This is a genomic window from Paenibacillus gyeongsangnamensis (genome assembly GCF_027533625.1).
In the GTDB taxonomy this organism is placed as follows: domain Bacteria; phylum Bacillota; class Bacilli; order Paenibacillales; family NBRC-103111; genus Paenibacillus_G; species Paenibacillus_G gyeongsangnamensis.
Genome location: NZ_JAQAGZ010000052.1, coordinates 1 through 15,956 on the forward strand (window position 1 = coordinate 1; position 15,956 = coordinate 15,956).

14 protein-coding genes, 17 tRNA genes and 1 rRNA gene are annotated in these 15,956 nt (G+C 55.7%); 27 read left to right on the plus strand and 5 right to left on the minus strand.

Annotated elements, in window-relative coordinates; genetic code table 11:
• The 19 genes from O9H85_RS36705 to O9H85_RS36795 all read left to right on the plus strand — a co-directional run.
• Positions 1-333 (plus strand): 23S ribosomal RNA (locus O9H85_RS36705); the annotation flags it as partial.
• A 127-nt stretch (positions 334-460) separates the two neighbouring features.
• Positions 461-536, plus strand: a tRNA-Asn gene (locus tag O9H85_RS36710).
• Between the two features lie 5 nt (positions 537-541).
• Positions 542-629, plus strand: a tRNA-Ser gene (locus O9H85_RS36715).
• Between the two features lie 35 nt (positions 630-664).
• Positions 665-739, plus strand: a tRNA-Glu gene (locus O9H85_RS36720).
• A gap of 8 nt (positions 740-747) precedes the next feature.
• Positions 748-823: transfer RNA gene (locus O9H85_RS36725), tRNA-Val, on the plus strand.
• A gap of 17 nt (positions 824-840) precedes the next feature.
• Positions 841-917: transfer RNA gene (locus O9H85_RS36730), tRNA-Met, on the plus strand.
• 15 nt (positions 918-932) lie between these two features.
• A tRNA-Asp gene (locus O9H85_RS36735) sits at positions 933-1,009 on the plus strand.
• Between the two features lie 163 nt (positions 1,010-1,172).
• Positions 1,173-1,248: transfer RNA gene (locus O9H85_RS36740), tRNA-Phe, on the plus strand.
• Positions 1,249-1,251: 3 nt separating this feature from the next.
• A tRNA-Thr gene (locus tag O9H85_RS36745) sits at positions 1,252-1,327 on the plus strand.
• 11 nt (positions 1,328-1,338) lie between these two features.
• Positions 1,339-1,424 (plus strand) — tRNA-Tyr (locus O9H85_RS36750).
• A gap of 13 nt (positions 1,425-1,437) precedes the next feature.
• Positions 1,438-1,511 (plus strand) — tRNA-Trp (locus O9H85_RS36755).
• Positions 1,512-1,530: 19 nt separating this feature from the next.
• Positions 1,531-1,606, plus strand: a tRNA-His gene (locus O9H85_RS36760).
• A 22-nt stretch (positions 1,607-1,628) separates the two neighbouring features.
• Positions 1,629-1,700: transfer RNA gene (locus O9H85_RS36765), tRNA-Gln, on the plus strand.
• 10 nt (positions 1,701-1,710) lie between these two features.
• Positions 1,711-1,785: transfer RNA gene (locus tag O9H85_RS36770), tRNA-Gly, on the plus strand.
• A 9-nt stretch (positions 1,786-1,794) separates the two neighbouring features.
• Positions 1,795-1,868: transfer RNA gene (locus O9H85_RS36775), tRNA-Cys, on the plus strand.
• Between the two features lie 13 nt (positions 1,869-1,881).
• Positions 1,882-1,970, plus strand: a tRNA-Leu gene (locus tag O9H85_RS36780).
• 19 nt (positions 1,971-1,989) lie between these two features.
• Positions 1,990-2,066: transfer RNA gene (locus O9H85_RS36785), tRNA-Arg, on the plus strand.
• Between the two features lie 3 nt (positions 2,067-2,069).
• A tRNA-Leu gene (locus O9H85_RS36790) sits at positions 2,070-2,149 on the plus strand.
• A gap of 129 nt (positions 2,150-2,278) precedes the next feature.
• Entirely contained in the window at positions 2,279-2,905 is a 627-nt protein-coding gene (locus O9H85_RS36795; RefSeq protein ID WP_269886281.1) for an SGNH/GDSL hydrolase family protein, read from the plus strand.
• Positions 2,906-2,956: 51 nt separating this feature from the next.
• Here O9H85_RS36795 and O9H85_RS36800 read toward each other — a convergent pair whose 3' ends face one another.
• The 3 genes from O9H85_RS36800 to glpX all read right to left on the minus strand — a co-directional run bounded on the left by O9H85_RS36800 (position 2,957) and on the right by glpX (position 5,957).
• Complete coding sequence (locus tag O9H85_RS36800) at positions 2,957-4,000, minus strand: polysaccharide deacetylase family protein (RefSeq protein WP_269886282.1); 1,044 nt, start codon at positions 3,998-4,000, stop codon at positions 2,957-2,959.
• Positions 4,001-4,089: 89 nt separating this feature from the next.
• On the minus strand, positions 4,090-4,908 hold the full coding sequence (locus O9H85_RS36805) for a sulfite exporter TauE/SafE family protein (protein ID WP_269886283.1): 819 nt from the start codon (positions 4,906-4,908) through the stop codon (positions 4,090-4,092).
• Positions 4,909-4,985: 77 nt separating this feature from the next.
• Positions 4,986-5,957 carry a class II fructose-bisphosphatase gene (gene glpX / locus O9H85_RS36810; RefSeq protein ID WP_269886284.1) on the minus strand — a complete coding sequence of 324 codons (972 nt, stop codon included), beginning with the start codon at positions 5,955-5,957 and terminating at the stop codon, positions 4,986-4,988.
• Between the two features lie 233 nt (positions 5,958-6,190).
• On the opposite strand from glpX, the gene O9H85_RS36815 reads away from it, so the two are divergent.
• The 7 genes from O9H85_RS36815 (at position 6,191) to O9H85_RS36845 (ending at position 13,200) form a co-directional block, all read left to right on the plus strand.
• Positions 6,191-6,844, plus strand: a complete 654-nt coding sequence (locus O9H85_RS36815; protein WP_269886294.1) for a helix-turn-helix transcriptional regulator — start codon at positions 6,191-6,193, stop codon at positions 6,842-6,844.
• A gap of 45 nt (positions 6,845-6,889) precedes the next feature.
• Positions 6,890-7,699 carry a pyruvate, water dikinase regulatory protein gene (locus O9H85_RS36820; protein WP_269886285.1) on the plus strand — a complete coding sequence of 270 codons (810 nt, stop codon included), beginning with the start codon at positions 6,890-6,892 and terminating at the stop codon, positions 7,697-7,699.
• Positions 7,700-7,825: 126 nt separating this feature from the next.
• The gene (locus tag O9H85_RS36825) at positions 7,826-9,172 is read left to right on the plus strand and encodes a molybdopterin-dependent oxidoreductase (RefSeq protein ID WP_269886286.1); all 1,347 of its coding nucleotides are present in this window, start codon (positions 7,826-7,828) and stop codon (positions 9,170-9,172) included.
• Positions 9,173-9,297: 125 nt separating this feature from the next.
• Positions 9,298-9,942: an MOSC domain-containing protein gene (locus O9H85_RS36830; RefSeq protein WP_269886287.1), complete on the plus strand. Its 645-nt coding sequence runs from the start codon at positions 9,298-9,300 to the stop codon at positions 9,940-9,942.
• A gap of 215 nt (positions 9,943-10,157) precedes the next feature.
• Positions 10,158-10,787: a molybdenum cofactor guanylyltransferase gene (gene mobA, locus O9H85_RS36835; RefSeq protein WP_269886288.1), complete on the plus strand. Its 630-nt coding sequence runs from the start codon at positions 10,158-10,160 to the stop codon at positions 10,785-10,787.
• Between the two features lie 134 nt (positions 10,788-10,921).
• A complete protein-coding gene (gene moaA / locus O9H85_RS36840) occupies positions 10,922-11,929 on the plus strand; it encodes a GTP 3',8-cyclase MoaA (protein ID WP_269886289.1) in 1,008 nt (335 codons plus the stop codon).
• 5 nt (positions 11,930-11,934) lie between these two features.
• Positions 11,935-13,200, plus strand: coding sequence for a molybdopterin molybdotransferase MoeA (locus tag O9H85_RS36845; protein ID WP_269886290.1), 1,266 nt, complete (start codon positions 11,935-11,937; stop codon positions 13,198-13,200).
• 46 nt (positions 13,201-13,246) lie between these two features.
• On the opposite strand, the gene O9H85_RS36850 is transcribed toward O9H85_RS36845, so the two are convergent.
• Positions 13,247-13,336: a YjcZ family sporulation protein gene (locus O9H85_RS36850; RefSeq protein ID WP_269886291.1), complete on the minus strand. Its 90-nt coding sequence runs from the start codon at positions 13,334-13,336 to the stop codon at positions 13,247-13,249.
• A gap of 519 nt (positions 13,337-13,855) precedes the next feature.
• On the opposite strand from O9H85_RS36850, the gene O9H85_RS36855 reads away from it, so the two are divergent.
• Entirely contained in the window at positions 13,856-15,058 is a 1,203-nt protein-coding gene (locus O9H85_RS36855) for a GNAT family N-acetyltransferase (RefSeq protein WP_269886292.1), read from the plus strand.
• Between the two features lie 295 nt (positions 15,059-15,353).
• Here O9H85_RS36855 and O9H85_RS36860 read toward each other — a convergent pair.
• Positions 15,354-15,956, minus strand: a 603-nt coding sequence (locus tag O9H85_RS36860) for a transposase (protein WP_269886293.1), incomplete at its 5' end; no start/stop codon positions are given.

Here is a 15,956-nt window from a genome sequence, read left to right on the forward strand (position 1 = left end):
CCATTAAAGCGGTACGCGAGCTGGGTTCAGAACGTCGTGAGACAGTTCGGTCCCTATCTGTCGCGGGCGCAGGAAATTTGAGAGGAGCTGTCCTTAGTACGAGAGGACCGGGATGGACGTACCGCTGGTGTACCAGTTGTTCCGCCAGGAGCACGGCTGGATAGCCAAGTACGGACGGGATAAGCGCTGAAAGCATCTAAGCGTGAAGCCCCCCTTAAGATGAGATTTCCCAGTATGTAAGACCCCTTGTAGACGACGAGGTAGATAGGTTCGGGGTGGAAGCGCGGCAACGTGTGGAGCTGACGAATACTAATCGGTCGAGGGCTTATCCTATAGGTTTTGCGACAGCAAAGCCACATCGGAAGCATAAGGAAACATAGCGAAAGCAGGATTACTCAGCTAAAGTACAATGTTTCGATCCAGTTTTCAGGGTATAACCCTGAGTGATAAGTATAAATATTCCCTGATAGCTCAGTTGGTAGAGCACTCGACTGTTAATCGAGTTGTCACAGGTTCGAGTCCTGTTCGGGGAGCCATTCATGGAGAGGTGTCCGAGTGGCCGAAGGAGCACGATTGGAAATCGTGTAGGCGTCACAAGCGTCTCGAGGGTTCGAATCCCTCTCTCTCCGTAGCAATACTTCTTAGCAAGTAGTAATCTTAAGAAGGCCCGTTGGTCAAGGGGTTAAGACACCTCCCTTTCACGGAGGTAACAGGGGTTCGAATCCCCTACGGGTCACCAAATCCCATGGAGGCTTAGCTCAGCTGGGAGAGCATCTGCCTTACAAGCAGAGGGTCGGCGGTTCGATCCCGTCAGCCTCCACCATATATTATTTTTACTGACGCGGGGTGGAGCAGCCCGGTAGCTCGTCGGGCTCATAACCCGAAGGCCGCAGGTTCAAATCCTGCCCCCGCAACCAATTTATATTCAGTGTGGAGCCGTGGTGTAGAGGCCTAACATGCCTGCCTGTCACGCAGGAGACCGCGGGTTCGAATCCCGTCGGCTCCGCCATTTAACATCCTGTAAGGGATGAGAACCCATTGGGTTCGTCGAAGCATCAGCTTCGTAAGCAGTACATCGCAGTCTCGGAGTGAAACGAAGAGTATCCCGTCGGCTCCGCCATTTAATCTTTTAAGGGATGGCTTGAAAATTTGTTAAGATTGTTTTATAATATGGCTCGGTAGCTCAGTCGGTAGAGCAGAGGACTGAAAATCCTCGTGTCGGCGGTTCGATTCCGTCCCGAGCCACCATATGCCGCTGTAGCTCAATTGGTAGAGCAACTGACTTGTAATCAGTAGGTTGGGGGTTCAAGTCCTCTCGGCGGCACCAGCAGTATTCATGGAGGCTTAGCGAAGTGGCCAAACGCAGCAGACTGTAAATCTGTTCTCGTACGAGTTCGGTGGTTCGAATCCATCAGCCTCCACCATTTCAAATAGCATAGGGGCATAGTTTAAAGGTAGAACAAAGGTCTCCAAAACCTTTGGTGTGGGTTCGATTCCTGCTGCCCCTGCCAATTGCATATCGTTAGTATGGCGGTCGTGGCGAAGTGGTTAACGCACCGGTTTGTGGATCCGGCATTCGAGGGTTCAATTCCCTTCGACCGCCCCATTATTTACAAAATCAAGAATATTGGGGATTAGCCAAGCGGTAAGGCAACGGACTTTGACTCCGTCATGCCTAGGTTCGAATCCTAGATCCCCAGTTTCAACTTTGCGGAAGTGGCTCAGCGGTAGAGCATCGCCTTGCCAAGGCGAGGGTCGCGGGTTCGATTCCCGTCTTCCGCTCCATCTTATTATGGCGCCATAGCCAAGTGGTAAGGCAGAGCTCTGCAAAAGCTTTACCCCCAGTTCGAGTCTGGGTGGCGCCTCCATCTTTACCTTTTCGCCGGAGTGGCGGAATCGGCAGACGCACAGGACTTAAAATCCTGCGGTAGGTGACTACCGTACCAGTTCAAGTCTGGTCTTCGGCACCACTCCAACAATTTGATATATGTGCCCTTAGCTCAGCCGGATAGAGCGTTTGACTACGAATCAAAAGGTCAGGAGTTCGAATCTCTTAGGGCACGCCACCTGCTGGTATGGCGGAATTGGCAGACGCGCGCGACTCAAAATCGTGAGGGAAACCGTGGGGGTTCAAGTCCCTCTACCAGCATAAGAGAAGGCTTATGGACATGCTCCATAAGCTTTTTTGTTGTCTTTTTAATGTACAAACGGGTTTGAATCTAGTAAATTTACAATAGGTAGGAAATTTATTCCATAACCAAGTTGGGGAGTGAGAAGATTGACTTTGATCGAGGATCAAGCTGTCGTCCTGTTTCAAGGCGACAGCATTACGGATTGCGGACGAAACCGTGAGAACGGAACGGACTTAGGGAAAGGGTATGCGTTGATGGCCGCTGGTTTGTTCTCCAGCCAATATCCGGAGAAGCAAGTGAAGTTTATTAACCGGGGCATCAGCGGGAACCGGGTTAAAGACCTGGAGCAGCGCTGGCAAACCGATTGCATTGATTTGAAGCCGACTTGGGTATCGATTTATATCGGAATTAACGATACGTGGCGCCGATACGACCGCAATGATCCGACTTCCATGGAAGACTTCGCTGAAGGGTATCGCCGCTTGATTAGGCGGACGAAGGAAGAAACGGATGCGAAGCTGATCCTCGTCGAGCCGTTCGTGCTTCCGGTGCCGGAGGACCGCAAGCAATGGCGGGAGGATTTGGATTTGAAAATTCAAGCCGTCCGTGAGCTTGCGAGAGCTTATCAGACGTTATTCGTCCCTCTTGACGGCCTGTTCGCGCAAGCGAGCACGCAAACGCCTCCAGCCTATTGGGCTCCGGATGGGGTTCATCCTTCTCCGGCAGGGCACGCTCTGATCGCCAAAGCATGGCTTAACGCCGTAAAAGCATAATTGAGAAGGACCATGAATGCCTTAACGGATTCTGGTCCTTTTTTTATGCCGCTACAGCTGTTTGGATACCTTGAGCAGCTCAGGCAGCGTTACGAGGCGGTAGCCCTGCGCTTTCATGGTTTGAATGATATGCGGAAGCGCTTCGACGGTGCCGTTCAAATTTTGCCCGGGGCCTCCGCCGGAGTGCTGCAGAATGATGGAGCCTGCGGACAAATGGTTTAAAATGTTGGAGGAGACCTGAGACGAACTGAGCTGCTTCCAATCCAGCGAATCGATGTTCCAGTTCACTACGACGTAGCCCTGCTCTTTGGTCCACAGCAGCTGGCTCTCGCTGATCTCTCCGTAAGGAGGACGCAGCAGCCGCGGTGAATAGCCGATCAGCGGTTTCAACGAATTCTGGGCCTGCAGGATTTGGGAGCGGAACAGATCGTCGGAAAGCTTCGTATAGAGCTTATGGTTATAAGAATGATTACCGATCACATGCCCTTCTCTCACGATGCGCCGTACGACGTCAGGGTACTTCTCCGCTTGATTGCCAAGCAGAAAGAAGGTCGCTTGGACGCCGTGTTTTTTAAGAATATCGAGGACCTTAGGCGTATAATTGCGGTCAGGCGCATCGTCAAAGGTCAGGGCTGCTTTTTTCTCGCTGCCGGACCCGCGGAGCAGGAGCAGCTGCGGGTATTTTTTGACGAGCTGGCCCAAAGTTAAGCGCTGCTGCTGAGCGGCTTGTTTTACCGGTTTTTCTTGTACGGGCTGGCGTTTGGCCGATGGAACGGGAGCTGCGGCCTTCGGCGCAGCTGGAGCTCGCTCAGGCTCGGCCGCCGGCTTCAAGGGTGGAGCCGGTACGGGGGCGGCCGGGGCAACAGGCGCAGCGGCCGGTTCGGGAAGCAGGACCGTAATGCGCTGCTGCGGAGCTTTAACCGAAGGATTCGCCGTAGGAGGAGCAGCCCAGCCCCCTTGTTCCGAAGGAAGCTCCGGCAGCGGCGGAAGGGACAGCTGCTGCGGCGGCCGGGAAGAAGCGCAGGCGGTCAGCAGCAGACACGCGGAAAGACTGATCAGCATGCCAAACCTCGCCTTGATGGTAGTCGGGTTCATGAAAAAGCTCCCCCCTTTCCGTAAAGAAGTTATCTTTAGGGTTTGAAAGGGGGAGCGTAATTATCCGGCTGAGCCAAGGAATTATTATGTTAAGCCAGGGCCAGACCTTCCCTGATCATGTTAAGGGCCACCAGCACGAAGGTGATTCGCAGCACCCATAGCAATTTTTTCGTGCTGAGCCGGCTTGCAGTTTGGGCGCCAAGCCACCCACCGATGATGGCGGTCGGAGCCAGGTAGAGCACCATCCAAAAATTGATTTCTCCCAGACCCAAATGAGTAATAGACCCCATCATCGAGGAGAGCAGGATGACGAACATGGAGGTTGCCGTCGCAACATGCGGCGGATAACGGAACAGGAGCACCATGGCCGGTACGAAAAGCGAACCCCCTCCGATGCCGAACAATCCGGATACAAAGCCGACCAGCAGCCCGATCACGAGGGCAGGGAGCACGCTGTACCCGTATTCGTATGTATCGCCTTTGCCGTCGACATATGTCCGTTGAATTTTCCACTGTAACTTAAGCGGCCTCAGGTAATCCCGCAGCACTAGCAGAATGGCCATCAACAGCATAAATATCCCGAAGCTAAGCTGAAAGGACTTGGCATTTACGAACTGCGTCGTATAAGAACCGAGCATGGCGCCGGGACCGCTGGTGATGAAGTAGAGCATTCCGCTTTTGAAGTCGATGCGCTTCTGCTTCATGAACGTCAATGTGGACGAGAGCGCCGTAAAGATCAGCACGGCAAGTGAGGTGCCGACCGCGGTAGCCACGGATACATGCTCGCCAACAAAATAAGGCCCCAAATAAACTAGGGCCGGTACAATAATAATGCCGCCGCCGAGTCCCACTAAGCTCCCAAGGGTAGCTGAGATCAAACCGACGGCCGTATAAAATAAAATACTCATGGTGCGATCCCTCTTCTTCCATGTCAATATTTCCTACGTAAATATTAACATAGAAATACCAAAGGTCAATCCGCCGCTTATGGACGAACTTCGATGAAAGGCTTATTCGGCAAGTAATGGTACGATTGGATGAAACGGATCGTTCTAGTCTTGGCGCGCATCACGATGGAATGGGTCTCGGCGCGCTGATCGGCCATGTAGCGTACGCCATTCAGAAATTCGCCGGGGGTAATGCCGGTAGCCGCAAAAATCACATCGTCGTTCCCGACCATATCATCCATGGTCAGGATTTTGTGCGGATCGGCGATCCCCATGGCCAAGCATCGTTGGTACTCCTCATCGTTCGCCGGCAGGAGGCGGCCCTGAAGCTCCCCGCCTAAGCAGCGCAGCGCCGCGGCAGCCAACACGCCTTCCGGAGCGCCTCCGGAGCCGACATACAGATCGATACCGGATTCCGTTAAGGCAGGGGCCATGGCTCCTGCGACATCCCCGTCGCTCAGCAGCTTGATGCGGACTCCGACGCTGCGCAGCGTATCGATCTGGCCCTGGTGACGCTCCCGGTCGAGAATCATGACGGTAAGATTGTTGAGCGATTTTTTCAAAATCTCGGCGGACTTCCGGAGCGTCGTCTCGAGCGGGTCCGTCAGACTCAAATGTCCGGCCAGCGCCGGCCCGAAGGCCAGCTTCTCCATATACATATCGGGCGCATGCAGCAAATTGCCCTTCCCGGCAATCGCTATGACGGCCAGCGCATTATTGATGCCCCGGGCCACCAGCTCGGTGCCCTCCAGAGGGTCAACGGCGACATCCACTTCAGGGCCTTGGCCGTTGCCCACTTTTTCCCCGATATAAAGCATGGGGGCCTCATCCATCTCGCCCTCCCCGATGACTACCGTACCGCGAATGGAAACGGAATCGAACATGGCCCGCATGGCGGCCGTCGCGGCTCCGTCCGCTTGGTTCTTGTCTCCCCTGCCCATCCAATTGGCGGCGGATAAAGCCGCAAGCTCCGTAACCCTAACGATCTCCAGTGCCAATTCTCTCTCCATGATCGGTTCCTCCTAAGGTTGATTGTAAGAATTGCAATAGTATGGTTCTAAATATAGTATATTAATTAAGTATATAATGTGCAATATATATGGGTGTTAAGTTTTATATAACATTATATTTAGTTATTTATAGGCGGCTCTTCTGTTCGTTTGTGCCGATTTCTGGTACAATGGGAGAATAAACAAGGTAATTCCGGAACAATTCAACCTACGGACGCTTTAAGGAGGTAAAGATCATCGAACTGACAGCACGTCAATTACAAATTGTAGAGCTGGTCAAGGCGCACGCGCCTATCACCGGAGAGCAAATCGCCGAGCTGCTCGGCTTAAGCCGGCCTACCCTCCGTTCGGATTTGGCGCTCCTCGTCATGCTCGGTTTGGTGGATGCCAAGCCGAAGGTGGGATATACGCCCGGATCGGCAATGACTCCCGGGGCACAATTTTCGAGACAGCTGAACGGGCTTAAAGTGAAGGATGTCCAAGCCATACCGATCGTAATCAGGGAACAAGCTTCAGTGAACGATGCGGTGGTTATGCTCTTTCTAGAGAACGTGGGAAATCTCATCGTAGTGGACGAACAAGGGCGCTTGTCCGGTATTATTTCGCGGAAGGATCTCCTGAAATTTACGCTGGGAAATCCGAATGCGGCGGTTATGCCCGTAAGCATGGTCATGACGAGAGAGCCGAACGTGATTCATGCCGCTCCGGAGGAGTCTGTCGTAGAAGCTGCGCGCAAGATGATAAAACATCAGGTGGACAGCTTGCCGGTCGTGGTGCCCTACAAGGATTCGAACGGTAAGGAACAGCCGAGGTGGGAAGTAACGGGGCGCATCACGAAGACGATTATGACGAAGGTACTGCTGGATCTTGCGATGGAACGGCTGTAATGCCGGGAACGTGTACGGGAATTTGGGATAAAGGGGAACAAGCGGATGAGAGAAGACCGACAATATGAAATCACCATCTGCTCGGATTCCGTGGGAGAAACGGCCGAAGCGGTGGTGAAGGCGACGATTCGCCAGTTCAACGGCCATCATGTGGCTACGAAGCGGATTGGCCATATCAAGAGCGAAGACGAAGTTCGCCATATCGTTGAAGAGGCGGCCAAGCGGGGCGGGTTTATCGCTTATACGCTGGTCCAGCCGGAGCTTCGCGAGATGATGAAGGAAGAAGCGGTGCGCCTCGGGGTCCGGGCGGTCGATATTATGGGGCCGATGATGGAGGCGTTCATTGACACCTTCAACGATGCGCCGAGCCGGGAGCCGGGATTGCTGCATCAAATGGACGAAGATTATTTCAAGCGGGTGGAAGCGATCGAATTCGCCGTAAAATGCGACGACGGCCGGGATACGAGCGCGCTGCTGAAGGCGAGCCTCGTTCTAATCGGGGTATCCCGGACATCGAAGACGCCGTTGAGCATTTTTTTGGCGCATAAGGGAATCAAAGTATCGAATCTGCCGCTAGTGCCCGAGGTGAAGGCTCCCAAGGAGCTGTTCCTCGTTCCGGGAAATCGGATCGTGGGCCTGACCATGGACGCCGAGAAGCTGTACAAGATCCGTACGGAAAGGCTGAAGGCCGTTGGGCTGCCGGTAGGCGCAAAGTATGCAACGATCGAACGCATCGCGGAGGAGCTGGATTACGCCAATTCGCTGATGAAGAAGATAGGCTGTCTGGTGATCAACGTAACCGACAAAGCCATTGAGGAAACCGCGGGTATTATTATGGAGTATTTGCAAGTTTAGCAGGCAAAAGAGACAGGCTGAGAACAACTGGTTCCAGCCTTTTTCATTCCCCCATAAAACCGAAAAGGGGGGAGCTTTCGTATACTTAAATAAACCCGGGCGAAAACGGAAGGAGCGGAGTTAGTGATGAGGGAGAAGAAGGGCTGGACGGATTGGTTGTCCGGTGTCGCTTATGGGAAAAAGCTGAAGCGTCTGCATAGCTGGAACGGTTGGCTGCTGCTTCTGCTTGCGATTAGCGGTGTGATGCTGTTCCTGCCGCCGCTGCGCGGCTTATTGGGCGAAGGCCGCGTCTGGCTGAGGCAAGCCCATATTTGGATCGGTGTGCTGTCGGTTATTGTTCTGGCGATCTACGTCCCCCTCCTGCCGCGGCACTGGAGGCAGCTCAAGCCGAAACCGGCGCAGCGGGCGAATTTGGGCGGGGTGCTGCTGCTGCTCGCCGGCTGGATTTTGTCCGGCATTATCTTATGGCAATTCCGCTCGTTTCCTCCGGTCTGGAACAATGCTGCGCTTGTTATCCATGATTTGTTCACGTGGGTGGGCGTACCTTATGCGGTCTATCATTCCGTCTCCAGGAGCCGCTGGGTGAAGGCGTCGCAGCGCCAGCCGTTGGCAGGACGGAGGACGGCGAACGGAACGGAAACGAGAGGAACGGAAACGGCCGGAGCGGCTGAAGGGGTGGCTGTTTCCGCACCCAAGCCGGCGGATAGCGCTGCTCAAGCCGTAATCAAGGCGCTGCAGCGGGCGCCGATCTCCAGGGCCACCTTCCTGCGTCTGGCAGCAGGGCTCGTGCTCGTGTTCGGGGTTGGACCGGCCTTCTACCGCTGGCTGAAAAGCGTCTCGTATACGGGAGGAACCGACCTCGCCGGGCTCGCCGAAGAGGACGGCAACCGGATGCTGCCGCCGCCTGCGCCACTGCCGGAATCGAATCCGCCTGCAGGCGGAGGAGGCCAAGGGCAGTTCCGGATCTATACTGTGACGGATATCCCTTCCTTTTCCAGCGAAACGTGGAAATTCGCGGTTTCCGGCTTGGTCGAGAAGGAGCAGGTCTGGGATTGGCAGCAGTTCCTGCAATTGAAGCGGAAGGTGCAGGTAAGCGATTTTTACTGCGTGACGGGCTGGTCAGTCTATAAAGTGACGTGGGAAGGGATTCCGCTCTCCGCGCTGCTCGAGCTGGTCAAGGTGAAGCCGCAGGCGAAGTACGTCAAGTTTTACTCGGGAGACGGCGTCTATACGGACGCGCTCTCGCTCGAGCAGGCCCGGATGGATGATGTGATGGTCGCGGTGCTGATGGACGGCAAGCCGATTCCGCAGAAGCTGGGCGGTCCGGTACGGCTCATCGTACCGAAGATGTACGCGTACAAGTCGGTTAAATGGCTGCAGGGCATCGAGCTGATCGACAAGGAGCACATCGGCTATTGGGAAGTACGGGGATACGATAACGACGCTTGGGTAGAACGGAGCCGGTTGTCATAGACAACGCGGCTTCTTTGCCATATAGTATAAGGAAAACTCTTTATCGAAAAGGAAAACTCCTTATCGAAGTACATCAAAGAAGCCAGACCGTTATTAAGGAATACCGGAACGGAAGGGGAGCGGGAATGCAGCTCGTATCATTGAATGTAAGCAAGCCGCAGGATATGGACTATAAAGGGAAAACGGTAGCTACGGGTATTTTCAAGCAGCGGGTCGGCGGCCCGGTCGTACTATCGTTCGTGAACCTTGAAGGAGACGGCCAAGGGGATTTGAAATACCACGGTGGCCCGGATAAAGCGGTGTGCATTTATTGCGCCGAGCATTACCCGTTCTGGGAGGAGCGGCTCGCGCGAGAGCTGGGCTACGGGGCTTTCGGTGAAAATTTCACCGTTACCGGGCTGCTGGAAACCGATGTCCATATCGGTGATGTTTTCGAGATCGGAACGGCTCTGGTACAGGTGACTCAGCCGCGGCAGCCGTGCTATAAGCTGGCGCATAAGCACGGCGTCCCGGAGCTGGCGTCCGATGTGGAGCGGACCGGATATACCGGATACTACTTCAGGGTGCTGCGCGAGGGTACAGTGGAAGCGGGGCAGTCCCTGCTCGCCCGGGATCGGGACCCGGCGGGAATTTCGGTGGCTGAAGCGAACCAGTTGAACTACAGGGCTAGAACCGATACGGAAGGGATGCGCAGGCTGTTAGCCGTCGATGCGTTGTCGGGCAGCTGGAGATCGACGTTCGAGAAGCGGCTTGTTGAACTGGAAGCGTAGCGGGATACTTCGGGACTGTCACAAAGCTATCCAGGGGAGCTGCAGTCCGACGGAACGGGTATAGAGCGCATCTGTGAAGGCGGCAGTCCGGCGGAACAGGTAATGGAGCGAACCCGTGAAGGCGGCAGCAGGTCGGTACGGGCACAAAACGAAGCCGGGAAAGAGATATGCAGCAAGCGCGCGGCAGGGACAAACAACGGAAGGCGGTGAGCGGGATGAGGGCTGAACGGACCGGATCGGAGCTGACCGGTGTTATCCTGGCCGGAGGGCAAAACCGACGGATGAACGGCCGGAGCAAGGCGCTGCTCACCTTGGAAGGGCGAACCTTCCTGGAGCGGCAGCTCCGGGAGCTCAGCCGGATATGCGGCGAGCTGCTGCTGATCGCGCCGGACCGGGCGCCTTTCGAGCGGGAGCTCGCTCCCTATGGCGGCCGGGTGACCGTGCTGCCCGATCTGCATCCGGGGCAGGGCCCGTTGGCCGGGCTTGAAGCGGCGCTGACGGCGGCAGGCGGCGACGAGCTCTGGTTGGTCGGCTGCGACATGCCTTATGTGAGCGCAGAGGCGGCGATCGCCCTGCGGGAGCTCAGGCAGGCGAATACGGCGGATGCTGCGGTGGCCCGGGTCAGCGGGCGGGTGCACCCGCTGCACGGGATATATCACCGGAGCGGGCTTCCGGTCGTTCAGGCGATGCTGGGCGAGCAGGTGAGCCGCTTTATGCTGTACTTGGACCGGGTCCAGCTCAGCGTGGCGGAGGAGGCTTATTTTACAGAACGCGGGATCGGCACCAATTTTGTTCGCAATGTGAATGATCCGGAAGATTATGTAAGATTGACGTCAGGTTCATAGGAATGTAAAAGGCAGGGGGGAAGCTGCAAGCCGATGACTCCGCCCTATAGGCTATGCTTTTGTAACCTTTTATGACATAATAAAGGGAAGCGTAAGGCATCCACGAAAGGATAGCAGGCGAAAGGGGGATGGACATGGAGACGAGGTTGGTCGATAAGTTCGGTCGGGTCCACGATTATTTGCGGATATCGGTGACGGACCGCTGCAATCTGCGCTGCGTGTACTGTATGCCGGAGGAAGGGATGGAATTCGAACCGGAGGAACGGCTGCTGACGTTCGAGGAAATCGCCGAAACGGTTCGTGTGCTTGCAGGCTATGGCGTTCGCAAAATCCGCTTGACGGGCGGCGAACCGCTCGTGCGCAAAAATTTAGAGCAGCTCGTAACCATGCTTTCCTCCATTCCGGGGATCGAAGATATCGCGCTGACGACGAACGGGATTTATTTTGCGCCGCGGGCGGTGAAGCTGAAGCAGGCCGGGCTCACGCGGATCAACATCAGTCTGGACTCGCTTCGGGCGGACCGATTCTCGCTCATTACCCGGGGAGGGGATATCCGGCGGGTGCTCGCTTCGATTCAGGAAGCGATCCGGGTCGGGCTCGAGCCGATCAAGCTGAATGTCGTGCTCATGAAGGGGATAAACGATGACGAGATCGAGGATTTCCTGAAGCTTTCGTTGGAGCAAAACCTGCATGTGCGCTTTATTGAATATATGCCCATCGGGCACGACGACGCCGGCTGGAAGTCGAAATATTTGCCTCTGAGCACGGTGCTGGAGCGCTGCGAATCGATGGGCTGGCAGACCGAGGAGTGCGATAAAGCGCTGAAGGGGAACGGGCCTTCGCAAAATTACCGCATCGCGGGCGCAGCCGGGACGTTCGGGCTCATCCATCCGGTGAGCGATCACTTCTGCCAGACGTGCAACCGGTTAAGGCTCACAGCGGACGGGAACATCAAGCCGTGCCTGTATTGGTCCGACGAATTCAACGTTCGGCGGCATATCGGGGACGAAGAGGCGCTGGCTCGGCTGTTCTTCCGAGCCCTGGAAATCAAGCCGGAGAGTCATGAGATGGCCAAGGTGCTGCTTGACGAGCAGATGAGCCATACCCCGACGAACCGCCGGATGTCGCAGATCGGAGGCTAACCCAGTTGGAGTTCAGATTCGGCCGCAAGGCCATTGCATTAGAAGAAGCGCAGCGGATTGTGCTTAGCCTCGTACGGAAGCAGGAGGAGGAGCAGGTTTCCCTGCCTGAAGCGTTCGGCAGACGGCTGGCGCGGGATGTTGCGGCGGATACGCCGGTGCCCCACTTCCGGCGTTCGGGAGTGGACGGCTTTGCCGTACGGGCATCGGATTGCGCAGCGGCGTCGCCCATCCGGCCAGCTACGCTTACCGTTGTGGAGACGCTGTCTGCAGGTATGGTCCCTCAGAGGCGGCTGGAGCGGGGGCAGGCGGCGCGGATCATGACCGGCGGCGTCGTCCCGGACGGAGCGGATGCGGTCGTCATGCTGGAGATGACGGACCGTCTTGAGCAAACGTCGGAGCTTCCTTACCATGTGCAGATTTGCAAATCGATGGAGGCAGGGGAGAATGTGACGCCGATCGGGCACGAGGCGCAGCGCGGCGAGCTGCTGCTGCGCAAAGGCCGGCGCATCGGGCCGGGGGAGACCGCCATTCTGGCTGCTTTCGGGCATGCCGTCGTGCCGGTATTTCGTCGGCCGCGCGTGGCGATTTTCTCGACCGGCTCGGAGTTGCTGCCGGTTGAAGTGCCGCTGACCGAGGGTAAAATCCGGTGCAGCAACAGTTTCATGCTGGCCGCTCAAGTGATGGAAGCCGGAGGGGAGCCGATCATGTCCCCCATCCTGCCGGACGACGTCCGCGAGGTGGAGCTGCGTCTGCGTGCTGCATTGGAGAGCGCCGATGCCGTGGTGACGACGGGGGGCGTTTCCGTTGGAGATAAGGACGTGCTGGTGGAGCTCTTTGAGCGATGGGACGGCGAGGTGCTGTTTAACAAAATCAAGATGCGGCCAGGCAGTCCGACCTCGCTAGGAATATGGAGAGGCAAGCCGCTGTTTGCGTTATCCGGAAATCCGGGCGCTTGTTATGTAGGCTTCGAGCTGTTGATGCGGCCATACCTGCGGGCGGCTATGGGCTCGGACGCGCCTTTGCCGGATGAAGCAACCGCGATCCTGGAGACCGATTACCGGAAGGGCTCCGCCTATCCGAGGTATATCCGCGGTACGACCAGGGTAGAGGATGGAAAGCTGAAGGTACGTCCGGCCGGCCGGGATAAATCGAGCATCATGGTATCGATCAAGGATGCGGACTGTCTGATCTGCTTGCCTGCGGGCGGGACGGGTGCGGCGCAGGGCGAGCTTGTACGCATCATGAAGCTGAACTGCGAAGGAAAGGAATAACCCCCGAGGGCGGAATTATCCAAGCCCAACGGGGGTTTTCGCGTCATTAGATGACAATTGCGCGGGAAACGATAACAAGCAGAATGAACAATACAAGAATTACAGCAGTACTTGTAAAGAGTCCAACGTGGCTCATGCGACATCCCCCTTTCAGAAGACATGATATACCATATGTCGGGGAGATACATGCCGATTGGACGAAAGCCCGGATGGAAAAAAATAAACACCTATCCTCTTGTGGAGGACAGGTCAGGCTGTAGAGAAACCCATGAAATAGAGAAATCTGCCCTGGTACTCTGGTGGGGTATCCCCCTCCGGCCGCTGTTGTTACCTGTAAAATGTTCAATCTATTCGCTGTGCAGCGGTCATTTTCCGATAACAAAGGCGGGCGCTATCGCTTCTACAGGGGATACCCCACCTACTACCTTTTGCATTTTTCTGCATATCGGGTTTCACGTCAATCTGACCTATCCTCCTGTGGAGGACGGGTATTTGGAGTGTTAAAAAACAGAGCCGCCAAAGAGAAAGCGGAAGGGGCTTCCGGAAAAGTTCATGGAATTTACGGTACAATTGGGTTACAATGGCAGCAGTAAGCCGCGGTGAACCCTTATAATAGCTGCGGGACTGTATTAGCTGAGAGGAGCGGTAGAACCCAATGAATCATTCCCATGAGAACGGCATCGAAATTCAATTGATTCCTGAAGCGTATTACGGGGATAGTCTGACGCTGTCCGCCTTCGCCTTCCAGTTCGAGCTGACGCCGGAGGAGCGGGAGAACCGATTGTCCCAGATGTCTTCCGATCCGAAATGGGGAGCTTTCGTGAACGGTCAGCTCGCTTCGCAGCTCACGATTATAAGCCTTCAAACGTGGATTCAGGGCAAGCCGATGGCGATGGGCGGCATCGCGAGCGTATCCACCTGGCCGGAATTCCGGCGAGGGGGACTGGTCGGGAGGTTGCTCGGCGAGGCACTCCGGAATATGCGTGCGGAGAACCAGACCGTATCGTTTCTGCATCCGTTCCAGTTCGGCTTCTACCGCCGGTTCGGATGGGAAACGTATACGGATTACAAAAAATATGAGATCCCGGCCGAGCTGCTGCCGAAGCTGCCGCCCCAGCCGGGCCGCGTGGTCAGGCTGAAGGAGGAGGAGGCCGTTGCCGCGCTGAATCCGTTGTACACGGCCTATGCCGCCCGGTATAACGGCACGTTGGTCCGAACGGAGGAGTGGTGGAAGAAGCGAATCCTCGAGCGGAAAAAGGGGACCGCGGCGGTTTATGCGGACGACGAAGGGCGAGCCAAAGGCTATGTGCTGTATCAGGTCAAAAACCAGGTGCTGACCGTACATGAGCTGGTCCATCTGGACCATGGGGCGCGTCTCGGCCTCTGGCGGTTTCTCAGCGATCACGATTCGATGATCGACAAGGTTGTTCTGCAGGCGCCGGTGGATGACCGCCTTCCGTTCCTGCTGGATAATCCCCGGATCAAGCAGGAGCTTGTACCGTATTTCATGGCCCGGATCGTCGATGCGGCAGCCTTCCTCGAGGAGTATCCGTTCAATTCGGGCTCCGAGAGCACCTTCAAGCTGGAGATCACGGATGAACACGCTTCGTGGAACCAGAGGAGCTTCGTCGTGACCGTGGATGAGTCCGGAACGGCTCACGTGGATAAGGACGAAGAGAAGGACTGCGATGTGCCGTCAGTGCGCTGCAGCATTCAGACGCTGAGCGCGATGATGCTGGGCTACCAGCGGCCCGATTTCCTGCGCGAGATCGGCAGGCTGGAAGCCGGGGCGGAGGCGGCGGATGCGCTGGAGCGGTTGATTCCAGCGAGGACGACGTATTTGCCCGATTTCTTCTAGAGTGGAATAGTTGCCTACTGCCCCCGGCGTTGCGGGGGCTTGTTGTCGTGCCTAATTGCCCGCGTTTCATCTTACTCTAAAGTTTAGCTAAAGATTTGACGAAGGGAAGGAAATTTTTGGGCGATGAAGAATACACCTGAATCCGTGAAAAATTATTGAAAGTAGCTTCTTCAAGCTCACCCCGCAAGGGTTTCGTGGAAATTACGGAACGACAGATTCTAGAGCAAAACAACTGCAGGCGCAAACAGACCTACCCTTTCGGGAAGCCTAATCTTAACTTGAAGAAGGTTGCTTGTCAGCCCGACAGCGCCATATAGATGCGGCGAAAGGTCGGGAACCAAGGACTGTGACGACCAAATCGCAACTTGGTTTCCCGAGCATGCTGAACCAATCGGGAGGCTAGCCAGATCAGGTTTTCAATCACCGTTCGAACCCGCCGCCTTGTAACTTTCGTCTTCACTGGAGCGTCCGGCGCTTGCAGAGAGATTTGACCGATGGCTCGCAGCAAATTGTAAGCGAACAACCCCGCGCACAGCACCAGATCGTTGGTAGCAAACTTTCCTGAAGGTAGACGCTCCAAGTTCAAATCGGTTTTAAGCTCACTATGGAATTGTTCGCTTGTCGCGTGGTCCCGATACAGATTAACGATTTGGGAAGGAGCACAAGAGAGTGTTGTCCAATACACTTCTGCTTCCACAATTGGCGTAAGCAGAATTTGCCCGTCAGCTTCGATGGTTCGCTCCGTTACGCGGTAAACGCCCCGAATGGGACGTATTAATTTTTTGTCATTCCAGCTCATTGCACCGAGATAGACGCGCTTACCGTCCCGTTCTTCGCAGCACATGCCATCTTGCTTGGCAATCACCAGCCACTCTTCCGGTGACTCACGACGCAAATT

Excerpts from the sequence above, each read along its gene's own strand:
- O9H85_RS36830 (WP_269886287.1), top strand. The coding sequence starts at position 9,298 with ATGCAGCTCGTATCATTGAATGTAAGCAAGCCGCAGGATATGGACTAT.
- O9H85_RS36850 (WP_269886291.1), bottom strand. The coding sequence starts at position 13,336 with ATGAGCCACGTTGGACTCTTTACAAGTACTGCTGTAATTCTTGTATTG.
- O9H85_RS36800 (WP_269886282.1), bottom strand. The coding sequence starts at position 4,000 with ATGAACCCGACTACCATCAAGGCGAGGTTTGGCATGCTGATCAGTCTT.
- mobA (WP_269886288.1), top strand. The coding sequence starts at position 10,158 with ATGAGGGCTGAACGGACCGGATCGGAGCTGACCGGTGTTATCCTGGCC.
- O9H85_RS36855 (WP_269886292.1), top strand. The coding sequence starts at position 13,856 with ATGAATCATTCCCATGAGAACGGCATCGAAATTCAATTGATTCCTGAA.
- moaA (WP_269886289.1), top strand. The coding sequence starts at position 10,922 with ATGGAGACGAGGTTGGTCGATAAGTTCGGTCGGGTCCACGATTATTTG.
- glpX (WP_269886284.1), bottom strand. The coding sequence starts at position 5,957 with ATGGAGAGAGAATTGGCACTGGAGATCGTTAGGGTTACGGAGCTTGCG.
- O9H85_RS36825 (WP_269886286.1), top strand. The coding sequence starts at position 7,826 with ATGAGGGAGAAGAAGGGCTGGACGGATTGGTTGTCCGGTGTCGCTTAT.
- O9H85_RS36820 (WP_269886285.1), top strand. The coding sequence starts at position 6,890 with ATGAGAGAAGACCGACAATATGAAATCACCATCTGCTCGGATTCCGTG.
- O9H85_RS36805 (WP_269886283.1), bottom strand. The coding sequence starts at position 4,908 with ATGAGTATTTTATTTTATACGGCCGTCGGTTTGATCTCAGCTACCCTT.